This is a genomic window from Amycolatopsis sp. NPDC114478 (assembly GCF_055633805.1).
Genome location: NZ_JBVKDO010000006.1, coordinates 20,172 through 36,680, shown reverse-complemented (window position 1 = coordinate 36,680; position 16,509 = coordinate 20,172). Strand labels below are relative to the sequence as shown.

The following is a 16,509-nucleotide window of genomic DNA, read 5'->3' as shown; positions in this document are numbered from 1 at the left end:
ACTCTCAGCCCACTTGCTCGGCGAGCGCGACGATGAGGCCCTCGGGGCCGCGGACGTAGGCGAGCCGGTGGCTGTCCCCGTACCGCACGAGCTCGCCGAGGAGCTCCGCGCCGTGCGGGCGCAGCCGGGCGACGACGTCGTCGAGGTCGTCGACGGCGAACATGACGCGGCGGATCCCGAAGGCGTTGACCGGCTGGGCCGGCCCGGCGGCGGGGGAGGCCGGGCTGCGGAACTTCATCAGCTCGAGCCGGCCGTGGCCGTCCGGAGTGCGCACCACGGCGAGGTCGCACCGGACGCCGGCCAGGGCGACGAGGCTGTCCACCGACGGCCCTTCGACCGTGGCCTCGCCCTCGAGCTCCAGGCCGAGTTCGACGAAGAAGGCGACGGCGGCCGCCAGGTCCTCGACCACGATGCCGACGTTGTCCAGCCGCTGGATCGCCATGGGTTCACTCCCGTCCCGCGCGGCCCTCGTGGCCGCTTCCGCGCCGGGGACGGAGCCGGTGGCCCGTTCTCGACACCTGCGGGTCACCAGAGGCCGCGGGCCCGCGCCAGCCGGCCCACGGTCAAGGCGATCCTGAGCACCAGCGCGTCCCGCGGATCCGTCGGCTGGCAGCCCGTCAAGTCCGCCGCCTTGCGCAGGCGGTAGCGGACCGTGTTCGGGTGGACGAACAGCGTCTTCGCGCACGTCTCCAGCACGCCGCCGCTCTCGAGGTAGGCCTCGACCGTGCGCTGCAGCGTCGGGCCCGCCTCCTCCAGCGGCCGCGCGATCGTGTCGACCAGCAGGCGTTCGGCCTCGGCGTCGCCGGACAGCGCCCGCTCCGGCAGCAGGTCCGCCGAGCGGACCGGGCGGGGCGCGCCCGGCCAGCCGACGACCGCACGCAGCCCCGACAACGCCTCGGTCGAGCTGTGGTGCGCCTCGGCCAGGGTCGGCACCGTCGGGCCGGCCACCACGGGACCGTCGGCGAACGCCACCGACATCCGCGCGAGGATTTCGCGTTCCTTCGGCCCGCCCTCGGTCGGGCCGCCGACCACGACCACCAGCCGGGAGCCCTGCACCGACAGCAGCACCGGGCGGCCGACGCGGGCCGCGCGGCTGCGGACCTCGAACACCACCGTCGGCGGGTCCTCCGACGGCGGGTTGCCGACCAGCACGGTCGCCGCCGCGCCCGGCTCCCAGCCCAGCGCCGTCGCCCGGGACAGCACGGACTCCTCGGCGTCGCCACGGACGATCCCGTCGACGACCAAGGCCTCCAGCCGGGCGTCCCACGCGCCGCGCGCCTCCGCCGCCGCCGCGTACGAGTTCGCCGCCGCGAACGCGATTTCCCGGCCGTAGCGCAGGATTCCCTCGATCAGCGCCGCGCGTTCGGCCTCGTTCGCGGCGAACTCCGGCAGCTGCTCCTCGAAGACCTCGATGGCCAGGCGCACCATGCCGACGGCCTGGCGCAGGCTGACCCAGCGGGACAGCTCGGCCGGCGCGTCGCGGAACGCCTCGGTCGTCAGCTGCAGGGCCTCCTTCGAGTCCCGCAGCCAGTCGACGAAGCCCGCGGCGCCCGCCTGGGTGATCAGCAGGACGCTCGCGCGCTGGTCGGCGGGCAGCCGGGCGAACCACGTCAGCCGCCGCTCCATCACCGCGATGCTCGCGCTCGCCAGGCTGCCGGACGCGTGCTCCAGCCGCCGAAGCGTCTTCGCGGAGAGTCCGTGGTGCTTCGGCACCCGGCGCGGGGCGGTGGTTCCATCCATGGCGGACGCGATCCTACGTGCTTCGCAACTTTCGTAGCCGCTGGTGGCAACGCCCGGTGGTAGGCGATGCGTGTAGGGAGTGCCTAGGATCGCGGGCGGGGGAGCCAGGGATGAACGGGGGAACCGGAATGACCGGTTTAGAGATCGACAGGGTCTCCAAACGCTACGGCGACGTGGTCGCGTTGCGGGAAATGACGTTCGACGTCCGGCCCGGCGAGCTTTTCGGCTTCGTCGGGAGCAACGGCGCCGGGAAGACCACGACCATGCGCATCGCGCTCGGCGTCCTTTCCGCCGACGGCGGCGAAGTCCGCTACGAAGGCGAGCCGGTGACGCACGAAACGCGCCGCCACATCGGGTACATGCCCGAAGAACGCGGGCTTTACCCGCGGATGAAGGTGGCCGAGCAGCTGACGTACCTCGCGCGGCTGCACGGCATGCCCGCCGCCGACGCGCGGAAGTCGGCGGAGAAGTGGACCGAACGGCTCGGCGTCGCCGGGCGCCGCGACGACGAGGTGCAGAAGCTGTCCCTCGGCAACCAGCAGCGCGTCCAGCTGGCCGCGGCACTGGTGCACGAGCCGCGGATCCTGGTGCTCGACGAGCCGTTCTCCGGCCTCGACCCGGTCGCGGTCGACGTGATGAGCCAGGTGCTCAAGGAAAAGGCCGCCGAGGGCGTGCCGGTCGTGTTCTCCAGCCACCAGCTCGACCTGGTGGAGCGGCTCTGCGACCGGGTCGGGATCGTCCGGAGTGGACAGATGGTCGCCCTCGGCACCGTCGACGACCTGCGGGCCGGCGGCGCCGTCCGGCTGCGGGTCGACGTCCCGGAAGCCGGTGACGGCTGGGCCGACGGCCTGCCCGGGGTGACGGTGCTCGGCCGGAAGGGCCCGGTGACCGAGCTCGAGCTGGGCGACGGCGCCGACGACCAGGCCGTGCTCAAGGCCGCGCTGGCCACCGGGCCGGTCCGCGAGTTCGCCCGTGAGCAGCCGTCGCTGACGGAGCTGTTCCGTTCCGTCGTCACCCACCAGGAGGTTCCCGCATGAGCGCCCCGGTCCCGGACGTCGGGATGAGCCCGCTTTCCGCGGTGGGGCTGGTCGCCTCCCGCGAGATCACCACCCGCGTGAAGTCGAAGGCGTTCCGCGTCGCCACGGTCGTCATGCTGCTGCTGATCGTGGTCGGCATCGTGCTGCTCAAGCTGCTCTCCGGCGGGAGCGGTGCCGACGCGAAGGTCGGCTTCACCGCGGCCACCGCCGGGTTTTCGGCGCCGCTGAAGGCGTCCGGGCAGGCCGTCGGTGAGAAGATCGAGACCACGCAGGTCGCCGACGAGGCGACCGGGCGCGCGAAGCTGGCCGACGGTTCGCTCGACGCGCTGCTCACCGGCGACGGCAAGAGCGTGCACGTCCAGGTCAAGAAGGACCTCGACGGCAAGCTCGCGAACGTCCTGCAGCTGGTGGCCCGCCAGGCCGCGCTCGACCAGCAGATCACCGCGCTGGGCGGGAACCCGGCGCGGTTCGAGAGTGCCGTCGCGGCGGCGAAGTTCGTCGAAGACCCGCCTCTGGAAGAGCCGTACCCCTACAACGGCGCGCAGCTCGGGCTGGGCATCGCCGCGGGCATCCTCATCTACCTCTCCCTGATGATCAACGGCCAGAGCGTCGCGCAGGGCGTCGTCGAGGAGAAGACTTCCCGGGTCGTGGAGCTGCTGCTGTCGACGATCAAGCCGTGGCAGCTGATGGCCGGGAAGGTGCTCGGCATCGGCGTGGTGGGACTGATCCAGATGCTCGTGATCGGCGTGGGCGGCCTGGTCACCGTGACGGCGACCGGGGCGCTGCCGGACCTGTCGCTGTCGTCGGCGGTCGGGACCGTCGTGTGGCTGATCGTCTGGTACCTGCTCGGGTTCTTCATGTACTCGATCGTGTTCGCCGCGCTGGGCGCGCTGGTTTCGCGGCAGGAGGACGTCGGCGGCGCGACGATGCCGGCGCTGATGTTCGTGATCGCCGGGTACGTGATCGGTATTTCGGTGCTGCCGTCGAACCCGGGCAGCACGTTCGTCGAGGTGCTTTCCGTGATTCCGGTGTTCGCGCCGACGCTGATGCCGATCCGGCTGGCGATGGGCGGTGTTCCGGTGTGGGAAGCCGCGCTGTCGGTGGTGCTGGTGGTGCTGATGATTCCGGGATTGATCTGGCTGGCCGCGCGGATCTACCGGAATGCGGTGATGCGCACCGGCGCGAAGGTGAAACTGCGCGACGCGCTGCGCGCCGCCTGACGTTCGCCGAACGTTCACCCGGCCCTCGGACACCCGGTGTCCGGGGGCCGGTCTTATTGGCCTGGTAAATGCTCGAGGCCGCCCGGCGCGAGCGGTTTTCGCTGCGCCGGACGGCCTCGTCTCCCCGGTCCCCACCGGTGATTCCAGTATGGCCAAGGGTGATCTTCGCGCGCCAGTCGTCTCACTCGATCGTGGGGCGCACGAGTTGCCGCCCCTGGGTACTTGATCGACGATCCGGTGCAAATCCGTGGAGGGAGTCGATATGGGCGAGCAACTGAAGGACGGGCTCGGGCAGGCGTGGAACATGGTGGCCACGTTCGTCCCGAAACTCGTGGGGTTCCTGATCATCCTGCTGATCGGCTGGTTGATCGCGAAAGCGGTGTCCAAAGGCCTGGCGCTCGTGCTCGGGAAAGCCGGTTTCGGGAAACTCGTCGAGCGGACCGGGCTGAGCGGGAAGATCGGGCAGCAGAAGATCGACGCGACGGGCATCCTCGTCAAATTGGTCTACTACTTCATCCTGCTGATCGCGCTGCAGCTGGCGTTCGGCGTATTCGGGCCGACGAACCCGGTGAGCCAGCTGCTCAACGACATCATCGCGTTCCTGCCGCGGATCGTGGTCGCGCTGGTGCTCGTCGTGGTCGCCGCGGCCATCGCGAAGGTCGTGCGTGACGTCGTCGCGTCGGCGTTGTCCGGCCGGGGCGCGGCGCGGCCGCTGTCGCTGGGCGCTTACTGGCTGATCATGGCGTTCGGCATCATCGCGGCGCTCGGCCAGGTGAACATCGCGACGGCGATCACCGGCCCGGTGCTGATCGCGGTGCTCGCGACGATCGGCGGCGTGATCGTGGTCGGCTTCGGCGGCGGCCTGATCAAGCCGGCGCAGGACCGCTGGCGCGGCTGGATGGCGAACATGGAGCACCAGCTCGAGACGCCGCAGCAGCGGACCGGTGAGATGGGCACGAGCGAGCGTCCGCGCACGACGGTCGGCGCGGACAACACGCCGACCCCGCCGGCCGGCACCCCGCGTCCCCAGCTCTGAGCGGAGCGGATGGGCGGGGCGGGCCCGGCGGACGAGGAAGCCGCCGGGCCCGCCCCGCCGTTGCGCTGGGGCGACGGGGGTCGTCGCGGCGACCGCCGGTACGCCGTCCGCGATCCCGAGGGCAAGCTCGGCAGCGGCAAGAACTCCCGCCGGTTCCGGCGGATGCCCGGCCTGCACGAGTTCGCCGCGCGCTACGACGGCGACGTCCCGGCGTCAAGCTGGTGAAGGAAGCCGACGTCCCGCACCACGACGAAGCCCCGCTTCGGTGTCCAGACCCGGGTCGTCCGCGGCGGGACGCTCCGCCTCGGCGACGTCCACGAAGTGGGATGTTCCGCGGCTCACAGTCTCTAGGGAATTCACCCCCGCCGGAGCATGTTTGATGCCGTAGGACGAAAGGGGCGTCAGGTGGATTTCCTGCTGCACCACGGAATCACGGTGCTCGGTCAGTGGATCTCGATCGCGGAGCTCGCCGGGCAGGTGTTCGCGCTCGCCGTCGTGTTCCTCGCGCAGCGTCGCACCTTGTGGACGTGGCCCGTGCAGGTCGGGGCCACCGTGCTGCTGTTCGCCGTCTACGCCTCCGCGCACCTCGGCGGGCTCGCCGCCCGCCAGGTCGCCATCCTCGCCATCTCCGTCTACGGCTGGTGGGCCTGGACCCGCCGCCAGGACCCGGTGTTCGGCGTCGTCGTCCGGCAGGGCCGGCTCGCCGAACGGCTGGCCATGTTCGGCGCCTTCGTCGCCGGCACCACCGTGATGGCCCTGGTCCTGGACGCGCTGAACGCCTCCTGGGCGCCGTGGCCGGACGCCGCCATCTTCGTCGGCACCCTCGTCGCCTTCGGGGCGCAGGGCGCCGGGCTGGTCGAGTTCTGGCTGGTCTGGCTGGTCGTCGACGCGATCGGCGTGCCGCTGCAGATCTCGTCCGGGCTGTACTTCTCGGCCGCGATCTACATCGTCTTCGCCGGGCTCGTCATCCACGGCTGGTGGAGCTGGAACCGCTCGGCCAAGCGCGTCGCCGGCCAACGGGTCATGGCAGCATCCAGCTGAGCACCGCCGTGCTCTGCCCGAGCACGATCAGGCACATCACCAGCAGCAGCCCCACGCTCCACGGCAGCACCTTCCGCAGCAGCTTGCCCTCCTCACCGGGCAGGTTCGCCGCCACGCAGGCGATCGTGAGGTTCTGCGGCGAGACCATCTTGCCGAGGACGCCGCCGGAGCTGTTGGCCGCGGCCAAGAGGTCCGCGGCCAGACCGGTCTTGTTCGCCGCCGTCACCTGCAGCGCGCCGAACAGCGCGTTCGCCGAGGTGTCCGAGCCCGAAACGGCGACGCCGAACCAGCCCAGCACCGGGGACAGGAACGCCAGGCCGGCGCCGGCGGCCGCGATGAACGTGCCGATCGTCGACGTCTGGCCGGACAGGTTCATCACGTAGGCGAGCGCGAGCACGCTGGTGACGGTGAGGATCGCGAACCGCAGCTCCTTGACCGTCGCCAGCCACTCCTGCGCGGCGCCGCTCGCCGAGACGGCCAGGACCGCCGCCGTGATGAGGCCGGCCAGCAACACGAGCGTGCCGCCGGTGTTGAGGAACGGCAGCGAGAACGTGTTGCCGGACACCGGTTTCCCGTTCGGCCCCGCGACGTTCAGGCCGGGCCAGGGGAATTTCCAGGTCGCCTTGTCCAGCAGCTTCTTGATCGGCGGCAGCACGGCCAAGGAGAAGATCACGATGATCAACGCGTAGGGCAGGTAGGCCTTGACGACGTCGTTGCGGGAGTCTTCCGGCGGCGCTTCTTCGGTCGCCGTCCCGCCGGTGCCGATGCTGATCCGGACGGCTTCGGTCACCGGGCGGCGGGTCTGGGGGAGCGCGACCAGCGCGGCGGCGCCCGCGAGCGAGGCCCCGATGTCGGCCAGCTGCGGCGCCACGAAGTTGGACGCGAGGAACTGCACGAGCCCGAACGCGACCCCGCAGACCAGCGCGGGCAGCCAGGTGTCCTTCAGGCCGCGCTTGCCGTCCACGATGATCACCAGCAGCAGCGGGACGACCAGCGCGAGCAGCGGCGTCTGGCGGCCGACGATCGAGGAGACGTCCTGCAGCGGCAGGCCGGTGACCTGCGCGAGCGTGACGACGGGCGTGCCCATCGCGCCGAACGCGACCGGCGCGGTGTTCGCGACGAGCGCGACGACGGCGGCCTTCACCGGGTGGAAGCCGACGGCCACCAGCATGACGGCGCTGATCGCGACCGGCGCCCCGAAGCCGGCGAGGGCCTCCATGAGCGCGCCGAAGCAGAAGGCGATGATCAGCGCCTGGATCCGCGGGTCGTCGGAGACCCGGCCGAACGAGCGGCGCAGGACGTCGAAGTGCCCGGTCCGCACGGTCAGCCGGTAGATCCACAGCGCGTTGACGACGATCCACATGATCGGCCACAGCCCGAACGCGGCGCCCGACAACGCGCCGGAGATGGCCTGCACGACCGGCATGCCGTAGGCGGCGATCCCGACGACGAGCGCGACGAGCAGCCCGATGAGGGCGGCGTGGTGCGCCCGCATCCGGACGACGCCGAGGAGGACGAGGACGGTGGCGAGCGGCAGCACGGCGACGAGCGCCGACAGACCGAGTGAACCGAGGGGAGTCAGGTTCTGCACGAACACGGGCGACCTCCGTTTTCCACGATGCGAAAACGGCCTTTCGGCGGGGTGCCCGAGATCTTCGTCACAAACCGGTCGGTCCGTCAAGAACTTGAGACCGGTTGGCCCAACGGGTCAGCTGGTGACCGGCAGCACGGCCAGGGCGGTTTCGGCGATGCCGCGCAGGTCGGCCCGGTCGCAGCCGCCCTTGCCCAGGGCTTCGATGCCGCGCATGGTCGCGAGGAGGAGGCCGGCCAGCCGGGCCGGGTCGTGGCCCTCGGCGATGTCGCCCGCGCGCTGAGCGGCCGCGACGCAGGCCGTCAGCATGGCGTTCAGCTCGCGGAACGCCTGCCGGGCGCGCGCCGCGATCTCGGCGTCGTGCTCGGCGCATTCGGCCGCGGCCTTCGCGATGAGGCAGCCCCGGTGGATGTCGTCGGCGATGACGGCTTCGGCGTCGGCCAGGACGTAGTCGCGCAGCCGCTCGTAGGCCTCGCTGTCGGGGCCTTCGAGCCTGCGCCGCGCGCCCTCGACCGCGGTGGCGCAGTGGTCGTCGAAGACGCGAACGAAGAGGGCGTGCTTGTCGCCGAAGGCGCCGTAGAGGCTGCCCTTGCCGAGTCCGGTCGCGGCGGCGATGTCGTCGATCTTCGTACCCGCGTAGCCGGTCGACCAGAACCGGTCCCGCGCCGTGCGCAGGACCGCGCCTTCGTCGAAGCTCCGAGGTCTGGCCATGACTCCAGGATAGGCATTCTTGACTATCTCGTCCAGAACGGCGTAGGTTCTGGACGAGATAGTCAAGAACTCGGAGGGCATCGTGAACCTGGAGAACAAGACAGCGCTCGTGACCGGCGGCGGAACCGGCATCGGCCTGGGCATCGCCAAGCGCTTCGCGGCCGAAGGCGCCCATGTCGTCATCACCGGGCGGCGCAAGGAGGTGCTCGACGACGCCGTCGCCGAGATCGGCGGCTCGGTGCAGGCGATCCGCGCCGACTCCTCGAACCTCGCCGACCTCGACGAGGTCTACCGCGCGATCGCCGAGCGCGGCCGCGGCCTGGACGTCGTGGTGGCCAACTCCGGCGGCGGCGTTTCGGCCCCGCTGGGCGAGATCACCGAGGAGCAGTTCGACGCGACCTTCGGCACGAACGTCAAGGGCGTGCTGTTCACCGTGCAGAAAGCCTTGCCGCTGCTGAACGAGAAGGCGTCGATCATCATCACCGGCTCGACGACGTCGACGCGAGTGGCGCCGGGCATGAGCATCTACGCCTCGACGAAGGCCGCAGTGCGCAACTTCGCCCGTACGTGGGCGCTCGACCTGCAGGGCAAGGGGATCCGCGTGAACGTGCTGAGCCCCGGGCCGACGCTCACCCCGGGCCTGCTCGGCCTCGCCGAGCCGGACGCGCAGCAGCAGCTCGTGGACGGGATGGCGGCTCAAGTCCCGCTGGGCCGCCTCGGCGCCCCTTCGGAGATCGCCGCGGCCGCGTTGTTCCTGGCCACCGACGAGGCGAGCTTCGTCAACGGCGTCGAGTTCTTCGTCGACGGCGGCCAGGCGCAGGTCTAACGCAGGGTCGCGTGGCTCGGCGTCAGGTCCTTGAGCGTCCGGACGCCCAGCAGCTGCATCGTGCGGACCATTTCGGTGCGCAGGATGTCGACGCACCGCTGGACCCCGCGCTCGCCGCCGGCCATCAGGCCGTACAGGAACGCGCGGCCGACCAGCACCGCGTCCGCGCCGCGCGCGATGGCCGCGACGATGTCGCCGCCGGACAGGATGCCCGTGTCGATCCAGACCTCGGCGCCGCCCTGGACCTCGTCCAGCACCGCGGGCAGCAGCTCCAGCGGCGTCGGGGCGCGGTCGAGCTGGCGGCCGCCGTGGTTGGACAGCAGGACGGCGTCCGCGCCGTGCTTCACGACGTCGCGGGCGTCGTCGACGTTCTGCACGCCCTTGACCACGAGCTTCCCGGGCCAGGTCTGGCGGACCCAGTCGAGGTCGTCGAAGTTCAGCGTCGGGTCGAAGAGCTTGTTCAGCAGCTCGGCGACCGTGCCGTCGAAGTGGCTGAGCGAAGCGAAGTTCAGCGGCTCGGTGGTGAGCAGGTTGAACCACCACGCGGGGTGCATCGCGCCGTCGAGGAACGTCTTGAGCGTCAGCGCCGGCGGGATGGTCAGGCCGTTGCGGACGTCGCGCAGGCGCGCGCCGCCGACGGGGGTGTCCACGGTCAGCATGAGCGTGTCGAAGCCGTTCTCCCACGCCCGATTCATCAGATCTTCGCCGGCGCCGTGGTCGCGCCAGACGTAGAGCTGGAACCACTTGCGGGCGCCGGGCGCGGCGGCGGCCAGGTCCTCGATCGACGTCGTCGCCATCGTCGAGAGGCCCATCGGGATGCCGTTGCGCTCGGCGACGCGGGCCACCGCGATCTCGCCTTCGTGCTGCATCATCCGCGTGAACCCGGTGGGGGCGAAGGCGAACGGCAGCGCCGAGGTCTTGCCGAGGATCTCGCGCGTGGTGTCCACATCGGACACTCCGCGCAGCACGTTCGGGTGGAACTCGACCCGGCGGTACGCCTGCCGCGCGCGGCGCAGGCTGTCTTCGAGCTCGGCCGCGCCGTCGGTGTAGTCGAAAGCCGCCCGCGGGGTGCGCTTGCGCGCGGCCATCCGCAGGTCGGCGATGGTGTGCGCGTTCGCCAGCCGCCGTTCGGTGGGGTTCAGCACGATCGGCTTCGGCCGCAGGATCTGCTTCAGCTCGTCCGGTTTCGGCAGTCGGCGCTTCGTCACCTTGATCAACTCCCTTGAACAGCCTGCACGGCGAACAGGACCCGGCAGACATCAGATGTCTGCCGGGTCCTTTCTAGCACCAGGTCACGCGTTCCCGGCGTCCGACGTCTGCGGCCCGGCGGCCGCGATGTCGTCGAGCCGGTACTTCGTGGCCGCTTCGAGGACCTTCGCCTGGTCGACCTCGCCGCGCTTGGCGAGGATCGACAGGGCGCCGACCGTGATCGACTCGGCGTCGACCAGGAACTTCCGCCGCGCGGCGGGGCGGGTGTCGGAGAAGCCGAAGCCGTCCGTGCCCAGCGTCAGCATGTCGGTCGGGACGTACGGGCGGATCAGGTCCGGGACCGCGCGCATCCAGTCCGACACCGCCACGACCGGGCCGTTCGAGCCCGAAAGGGCCTCGGTGACGTACGGCACGCGCGGCTCGCTGCCCGGGTAGAGCAGGTTGTCGTGGTCGATCTCGACGGCCTCGCGCCGCAGCTCGGTCCACGACGTCGCCGACCACACCGCGGCCCGCACGCCCCACTCCTCGGCCAGCATCTTCTGCGCCTTCAGCGCGTCCGGCATCGTGACGCCCGAGACCAGGATCTGCACCTCCGGACCGTCGCCCTCGGGGGCGTCGGCGTACTTGTACAGACCCTTCAGCAGGCCGTCGACGTCGAGGTTCTCCGGCTCGGCGGGCTGCTGGTACGGCTCGTTGTAGATCGTCATGTAGTAGAAGACGTTCTCGCCGTTGCCGTCCGGGCCGGTCTCGCCGTACATCCGGCGGAGGCCGTCCTTCACGATGTGCGCGATCTCGAACGACCACGCCGGGTCGTAGGCGACCGCGGCCGGGTTGGTCGCCGCCAGCAGCAGCGAGTGCCCGTCGGCGTGCTGCAGGCCCTCGCCCGTCAGGGTGGTGCGGCCGGCGGTGGCGCCGAGGACGAACCCGCGGGCCATCTGGTCGGCGGCCGCGTAGAGGCCGTCACCGGTGCGCTGGAACCCGAACATCGAGTAGAAGATGTAGATCGGGATCATCGGCTCGCCGTGCGTCGCGTACGACGTGCCGACGGCGGTGAACGACGCGGTCGAGCCCGCCTCGTTGATGCCCTCGTGCAGCAGCTGGCCCTTCTCGGACTCCTTGTAGGCCAGCATCAGGCTCGCGTCGACCGACGTGTACGTCTGGCCGTGCGGGTTGTAGATCTTGGCCGTCGGGAACATCGAGTCGAGGCCGAAGGTGCGGGCCTCGTCCGGGATGATCGGGACGACGCGCTTGCCGATCTCGGAGTCCTTCGCCAGCTCGCGGACCAGCCGGACGAACGCCATCGTGGTGGCGACCTCCTGCTTGCCCGAGCCCTTCCGGATGCCCTCGTAGACCTTGTCGCCGGGCAGGACCAGCGCCTTGGCGGCCTTCGGACGGCGTTCCGGCAGGAAGCCGCCGAGCGCCTTGCGCCGGCCGATCAGGTACTCGATCTCGGGGGAGTTCGCGCCCGGGTGGTAGTACGGCGGCAGCTTCGGGTCGCGCTCGAGCTCCTCGTCGCTGATCGGGATCCGCTGCGAGTCGCGGAACAGCTTCAGGTCGTCGAGGGTGAGCTTCTTCATCTGGTGCGTGGCGTTGCGGCCCTCGAACGCCGGGCCCAGGCCGTAGCCCTTGATGGTGTGGGCCAGGATCACCGTCGGCTGGCCGTGGTGCTCCAGCGCCGACTTGTAGGCCGCGTACACCTTGCGGTAGTCGTGGCCGCCGCGCTTGAGGTTCCAGATGTCGGCGTCGGAGAGGTCCTTGACCAGGTCCTTCGTCCGCGGGTCGCGGCCGAAGAAGTGCTCCCGGACGAAGGCACCGTCGTTGGCCTTGTACGTCTGGTAGTCGCCGTCCGGCGTCACGTTCATCAGGTTGACCAGGGCGCCGTCGCGGTCGGCGTGCAGCAGCGAGTCCCACTCGCGGCCCCAGATGACCTTGATGACGTTCCAGCCGGCGCCGCGGAAGTACGACTCCAGTTCCTGGATGATCTTGCCGTTGCCGCGCACCGGGCCGTCGAGCCGCTGCAGGTTGCAGTTGATCACGAAGGTCAGGTTGTCGAGGCCCTCGCCGGCCGCGACGTGGATCAGGCCGCGGGACTCGGCCTCGTCCATCTCGCCGTCGCCGAGGAACGCCCAGACGTGCTGGTCGTCGGTGTTCTTGATGCCGCGGTCGCGCAGGTAGCGGTTGAACCGCGCCTGGTAGATCGCGTTCATCGGACCGAGGCCCATCGACACCGTCGGGTTCTCCCAGAACTCCGGCATCAGCCGCGGGTGCGGGTACGACGGCAGGCCGCCGCCCTCGCCGGCGTGGCTGAACTCCTGGCGGAAGCCGTCGAGCTGCGACTCGGTCAGGCGGCCCTCGAGGAACGCGCGGGCGTAGATGCCGGGGGAGGCGTGGCCCTGGATGTAGATCTGGTCGCCGCCGCCCGAGTGGTCCTTGCCGCGGAAGAAGTGGTTGAAGCCGACCTCGTACAGCGCGGCCGAGGACGCGTACGTCGAGATGTGGCCGCCGACGCCGACGCCGGGGCGCTGCGCGCGGTGCACCATGATCGCCGCGTTCCACCGGATGTAGGCCCGGTAGCGGCGCTCGATCTCCTCGTCGCCGGGGAACCACGGCTCGTTCTCGGTGGGGATCGTGTTGACGTAGTCCGTCGAGGTCAGCGCGGGGACGCCGACGTTCCGCTCACGGGCCCGCTCGAGGATGCGCAGCATCAGGTACCTGGCCCGCTGCTGCCCGCCCCTCGCGAGAGCCTCGTCGAAGGAGTCCAGCCACTCGGCGGTCTCCTCCGGGTCGATGTCGGGCAGGTGCGCCGCCAATCCGTCACGGATGACGCGTACGCGTGCCGGGGTCTCCTTGCCGGAGGCGCCGTCGTTCTGCGGGGCCAAGGGGTCTCCTTGCGAAAAGTTGCAGCCGGTGGTGCTCGTACTCGGGGGTGTACGACTCTCCATCGTCGTCTTCCGTCCCGGCTTCCGCACCGCTACTTGGCGGTAACATCGGCCGACCCGGTCGAGCCACTCCCCGCGCGCGGTGTATCGCGCGCGCGTTTTCTTCCTCCCCACCCTAGGGGACGCCCCCCGATGGGGTGGCAGACCGGTCCCGCGAGGCACCCGAAACGCCGTCGCGCGGGGCCGGTCGCGGGCCGTATCCTGCGACACGAGTTGTCAAAGATCCGGTGTGGACGGTTGCGCGCGGAGCCCTACCAGTGTTCGCTATCGGCAACCGGGTCGCCGAGTGTGGCGCCTCCGTACCCTCGATGAGGGTGCTGGACGCCACACTCCGTCGTAGTTGGAGGAGTGAAAGCAGTGGTCGCCGCGGGAGACGCTGATCAGAGCAGCGTCGCCGAGAGGCTCGGCATCAAGCCCGAGATGGTGGTCCAGGAGATCGGCTGGGACGAGGACGTCGACGACGACGTCCGCGCGGCGATCGAGGAGCAGATCGGCGGGGACATCCTCGACGAGGACGCCGACGAGGTCATCGACGTGGTGCTGCTGTGGTGGCGCGAAGACGACGGCGATCTCGGGGACGCGCTCATCGACGCCAGGGGCCCCCTGGAAGAGACCGGCGTGATCTGGGTGCTGACCCCGAAGACGGGACAGCCCGGGCACGTCGAGCCGAGCGAGATCGCCGAAGCGGTGCCCGTCGTCGGACTGGCCCAGACCGCCAACATGAGTGTGGGCGCGAACTGGATCGGGACTCGCCTGGTCTCCCCGAAGTCGAAGTCCAAGCAGCGCTGAACCGGTCCCGCCCGGCTGACACGATAGGGTTGTCGTCGCAGGCACGTGTCCGTACGGGAGAGGAAACGCGGTATGGCCGTCGAGGTCGGTTCTGAGGCCCCTGACTTCACGCTCAACGACTACAACAAGCAGCCGGTACAGCTGTCGTCCTTCCGGGGCGACAAGCCGGTCCTGCTGGTCTTCTACCCGTTCGCGTTCAGCGGCATCTGCACCGGAGAGCTGTGCCAGCTCCGCGACGAGTTCGCCGACTACGACGGCAAGGGCGTCCAGGTCCTGGGCGTCTCGGTCGACACGCCGTTTTCGCTGAAGGCGTGGGCCGAGAAGGAGGGCTACCAGTTCCCGCTGCTGTCCGACTTCTGGCCGCACGGCGAGGTGGCCCAGGCGTACGGGGTGTTCAACTCCGACGCCGGCCTGGCCGTGCGCGGGACGTTCCTGATCGACACGTCCGGTGTGGTCCGGTTCGCCGAGGTCAACGCGCCGGGCGAGGCGCGTGACCAGCAGGGCTGGAAGAAGGCCGTGGCCGAACTGGTCTGATTTCTCCCGGACGGCGGTCCCTCGTGTGGGGGGCCGCCGCCCGAGGGGCGCATAGCTCAGCGGAAGAGCACTCGGCTTACACCCGAGCGGTCGCAGGTTCGAACCCTGCTGCGCCCACCAGCTATCTCGAGTGTGGTCGCGCTGTGTCGCCGGTGCCAGAACGTGACGCGATTTCCTTGCGTGGTCAGGGATGTGGTGTCACCGGAGCGGCCGGGCGCGAGCGGCTGCAGTTACTCCGATCGAGTGGGCTTCGGCCGATCAACGCCGTCGGCCCCGGCCGGCCGTCGTCGCCGAGACCTACCGGGGCCGGTGCCAGCGGCACGATCGTCACACCGCGGCAGCGTGCCACTCGTGTGCGGCGAACGCCTCGTCCAGTGGTGCGCCCGTCAGGCGGTTCGCGAACGTCGACAGCGTGTACGTCCCGATCCCCAGCACCACCTCCAGGGCGTTCCGGGTCGTGTACCCGGCCTCGGTGAACGCCGCCAGCTCGGCCGGCGGGACGTCGCCGGTCGTGTCCAGCACCGTCAGCACGAACCGTCGCAACGCCTCCAGTCGCGGCGAGGGCAACTCCGACTGTGCGCGCAACGCCGAAACCAGCTCCACCGAAGCCGAAAGCCCGTGAAGGGTGGCCGTGTGCATCGCCACGCACAGGTGACACCCGTTGCGGGCCGCCACCGTCATGACCAGTACTTCGCGGTCCAGCGCCGGCAGTGTCGACGATTCGAAGATCGCGTTGAGCTTGAGGAAGCCGTTCAGCAGCTCCGGCGACGTCGCCAACCGCGCGACGGCGGACGGGACTCGGCCGAACTTCTTCGCGGTGGCCGCCATCGCCGGGCGGGCGGCCGGGGGTGCAGACTCCGGGGTGTGATCGGGGAACAAGACGGCTCCAGACGTAGGATAGACAACGTGGTTGTCGAAACCGTAAACCTGGTTGTCGAAAAAGGCAAGGGGTAATGACCGACACGCCCGGCTACGAGCTGCCCTTCCTGCTCTTCGGCGGCTTCCGCACGCTCATCGACCGCCTCCACGCTGAGCTCGCGCGCCGCGGGCACCCGGACGTGCGGCCGTCGTACGGCTTCGCCATGCAGGCGATCGGCGTCCAGGGTGCGACGGCGTCGGAGATCGGCCGCCGCCTCGGCGTGTCGAAGCAGGCGGCGGGCAAGACGGTCGATCGGCTCGAGGCGCTCGGGTACGCCGAACGCGCCGACGACCCCGGCGACGCGCGCCGCAAGATCGTCCGGCTCACCGCGCACGGCATCGACGCGCTCACGAAGTCCGCGGAAATCTTCGACGACCTGCGCAACGACTGGGCCCGCGCGGTCGGCGCCGAGCGGATCGGCGCGCTCGAGGCCGACCTGCGCAAGGTCGTCGGGCCCGCGGCTTACCGGCTGGATGCCGCGGGGTGGTTCTCCAGCTAGAAGCCGCAGCCCGGGTCCGGCGCGTCCTCGGACAGCGGGCTGCCGGCGGGGAGCACGTACAGGACTTCGAGGACCAGCGGCGTCGACCCGAGGTTGCGGCCGATGTGCACCTGGTCGGGCTTCTCGGTGAACGCGCGGCCGGTGCCGAAGACGCCGTCGATGCTGCAGTCGGCCAGGTTGTGCGTCAGCGTCCCGGACTTCACGTACGCGTAGAGCGTGCCGTCGTGGAAGTGCCAGCCGGTGTAGCCGCCGGGCTGGACGGTGATCTCCCGCAGCGTGTAGTCGGTGTGGCCGATCGTCTTCTTGGCCAGGATCGTGCCGGTGACGCCGCTGCCGGGCGTCGCGGACGCCGTCGCGGGCAGCAGGGCGACGGCGAGCGCGGAGGCGGCGATGATCGTGCAGGTCTTGCGCATCGGGC

The 16,509-nt window shown here is 70.5% G+C and carries 17 protein-coding genes and 1 tRNA gene; 10 read left to right on the top strand and 8 right to left on the bottom strand.

What is annotated here, in order from left to right:
• Positions 1–4: 4 nt before the first annotated feature.
• Together ACZ7OH_RS18670 and ACZ7OH_RS18665 are read right to left on the bottom strand one after the other, a co-directional pair.
• The gene (locus tag ACZ7OH_RS18670; RefSeq protein ID WP_470281906.1) at positions 5–442 is read right to left on the bottom strand and encodes a VOC family protein; all 438 of its coding nucleotides are present in this window, start codon (positions 440–442) and stop codon (positions 5–7) included.
• An 83-nt stretch (positions 443–525) separates the two neighbouring features.
• A complete protein-coding gene (locus ACZ7OH_RS18665) occupies positions 526–1,740 on the bottom strand; it encodes a PucR family transcriptional regulator (protein WP_470281905.1) in 1,215 nt (404 codons plus the stop codon).
• A 128-nt stretch (positions 1,741–1,868) separates the two neighbouring features.
• Here ACZ7OH_RS18665 and ACZ7OH_RS18660 point away from each other — a divergent pair, with 128 nt between their 5' ends.
• The 5 genes from ACZ7OH_RS18660 (at position 1,869) to ACZ7OH_RS18640 (ending at position 6,074) form a co-directional block, all read left to right on the top strand.
• On the top strand, positions 1,869–2,777 hold the full coding sequence (locus ACZ7OH_RS18660) for an ABC transporter ATP-binding protein (RefSeq protein WP_470281904.1): 909 nt from the start codon (positions 1,869–1,871) through the stop codon (positions 2,775–2,777).
• Positions 2,774–3,997, top strand: coding sequence for an ABC transporter permease (locus ACZ7OH_RS18655; protein ID WP_470281903.1), 1,224 nt, complete (start codon positions 2,774–2,776; stop codon positions 3,995–3,997). The genes ACZ7OH_RS18660 and ACZ7OH_RS18655 overlap by 4 nt, the downstream gene beginning before the upstream one ends.
• A 262-nt stretch (positions 3,998–4,259) precedes the next feature.
• Positions 4,260–5,033: a mechanosensitive ion channel family protein gene (locus ACZ7OH_RS18650; protein WP_470281902.1), complete on the top strand. Its 774-nt coding sequence runs from the start codon at positions 4,260–4,262 to the stop codon at positions 5,031–5,033.
• A 9-nt stretch (positions 5,034–5,042) separates the two neighbouring features.
• Positions 5,043–5,258, top strand: coding sequence for a hypothetical protein (locus tag ACZ7OH_RS18645; protein ID WP_470281901.1), 216 nt, complete (start codon positions 5,043–5,045; stop codon positions 5,256–5,258).
• Positions 5,259–5,438: 180 nt separating this feature from the next.
• Positions 5,439–6,074 carry a nicotinamide mononucleotide transporter family protein gene (locus tag ACZ7OH_RS18640; protein WP_470281900.1) on the top strand — a complete coding sequence of 212 codons (636 nt, stop codon included), beginning with the start codon at positions 5,439–5,441 and terminating at the stop codon, positions 6,072–6,074.
• On the opposite strand, the gene ACZ7OH_RS18635 is transcribed toward ACZ7OH_RS18640, so the two are convergent.
• Both ACZ7OH_RS18635 and ACZ7OH_RS18630 read right to left on the bottom strand, forming a co-directional pair.
• The gene (locus tag ACZ7OH_RS18635; protein ID WP_470281899.1) at positions 6,055–7,671 is read right to left on the bottom strand and encodes an L-lactate permease; all 1,617 of its coding nucleotides are present in this window, start codon (positions 7,669–7,671) and stop codon (positions 6,055–6,057) included. The genes ACZ7OH_RS18640 and ACZ7OH_RS18635 overlap by 20 nt on opposite strands.
• A 111-nt stretch (positions 7,672–7,782) precedes the next feature.
• Positions 7,783–8,376 (bottom strand): TetR/AcrR family transcriptional regulator, encoded by a 594-nt coding sequence (locus ACZ7OH_RS18630; RefSeq protein ID WP_470281898.1) that lies wholly within the window; start codon positions 8,374–8,376, stop codon positions 7,783–7,785.
• 82 nt (positions 8,377–8,458) lie between these two features.
• Here ACZ7OH_RS18630 and ACZ7OH_RS18625 point away from each other — a divergent pair, with 82 nt between their 5' ends.
• The gene (locus tag ACZ7OH_RS18625) at positions 8,459–9,202 is read left to right on the top strand and encodes an SDR family oxidoreductase (RefSeq protein ID WP_470281897.1); all 744 of its coding nucleotides are present in this window, start codon (positions 8,459–8,461) and stop codon (positions 9,200–9,202) included.
• On the opposite strand, the gene ACZ7OH_RS18620 is transcribed toward ACZ7OH_RS18625, so the two are convergent.
• Entirely contained in the window at positions 9,199–10,410 is a 1,212-nt protein-coding gene (locus ACZ7OH_RS18620; RefSeq protein WP_470281896.1) for an alpha-hydroxy acid oxidase, read from the bottom strand. The genes ACZ7OH_RS18625 and ACZ7OH_RS18620 overlap by 4 nt on opposite strands.
• 84 nt (positions 10,411–10,494) lie before the next feature.
• The gene (gene aceE / locus ACZ7OH_RS18615) at positions 10,495–13,290 is read right to left on the bottom strand and encodes a pyruvate dehydrogenase (acetyl-transferring), homodimeric type (RefSeq protein ID WP_470281895.1); all 2,796 of its coding nucleotides are present in this window, start codon (positions 13,288–13,290) and stop codon (positions 10,495–10,497) included.
• 417 nt (positions 13,291–13,707) lie between these two features.
• On the opposite strand from aceE, the gene ACZ7OH_RS18610 reads away from it, so the two are divergent.
• The 3 genes from ACZ7OH_RS18610 (at position 13,708) to ACZ7OH_RS18600 (ending at position 14,793) form a co-directional block, all read left to right on the top strand.
• Positions 13,708–14,139, top strand: a complete 432-nt coding sequence (locus ACZ7OH_RS18610) for a DUF3052 domain-containing protein (protein ID WP_470281894.1) — start codon at positions 13,708–13,710, stop codon at positions 14,137–14,139.
• 72 nt (positions 14,140–14,211) lie between these two features.
• The gene (locus ACZ7OH_RS18605; protein WP_400903953.1) at positions 14,212–14,673 is read left to right on the top strand and encodes a peroxiredoxin; all 462 of its coding nucleotides are present in this window, start codon (positions 14,212–14,214) and stop codon (positions 14,671–14,673) included.
• A 45-nt stretch (positions 14,674–14,718) separates the two neighbouring features.
• A tRNA-Val gene (locus ACZ7OH_RS18600) sits at positions 14,719–14,793 on the top strand.
• Between the two features lie 207 nt (positions 14,794–15,000).
• Here the strand turns inward: ACZ7OH_RS18600 and ACZ7OH_RS18595 are convergent.
• Positions 15,001–15,501, bottom strand: a complete 501-nt coding sequence (locus ACZ7OH_RS18595; RefSeq protein WP_470282239.1) for a carboxymuconolactone decarboxylase family protein — start codon at positions 15,499–15,501, stop codon at positions 15,001–15,003.
• A gap of 125 nt (positions 15,502–15,626) precedes the next feature.
• Here ACZ7OH_RS18595 and ACZ7OH_RS18590 point away from each other — a divergent pair, with 125 nt between their 5' ends.
• Positions 15,627–16,091: a MarR family winged helix-turn-helix transcriptional regulator gene (locus ACZ7OH_RS18590; RefSeq protein ID WP_470281893.1), complete on the top strand. Its 465-nt coding sequence runs from the start codon at positions 15,627–15,629 to the stop codon at positions 16,089–16,091.
• Here ACZ7OH_RS18590 and ACZ7OH_RS18585 read toward each other — a convergent pair.
• Positions 16,088–16,504: a cupin domain-containing protein gene (locus tag ACZ7OH_RS18585; RefSeq protein WP_470281892.1), complete on the bottom strand. Its 417-nt coding sequence runs from the start codon at positions 16,502–16,504 to the stop codon at positions 16,088–16,090. The two genes, ACZ7OH_RS18590 and ACZ7OH_RS18585, sit on opposite strands and share 4 nt — an antisense overlap.
• Positions 16,505–16,509 lie beyond the last annotated feature (5 nt).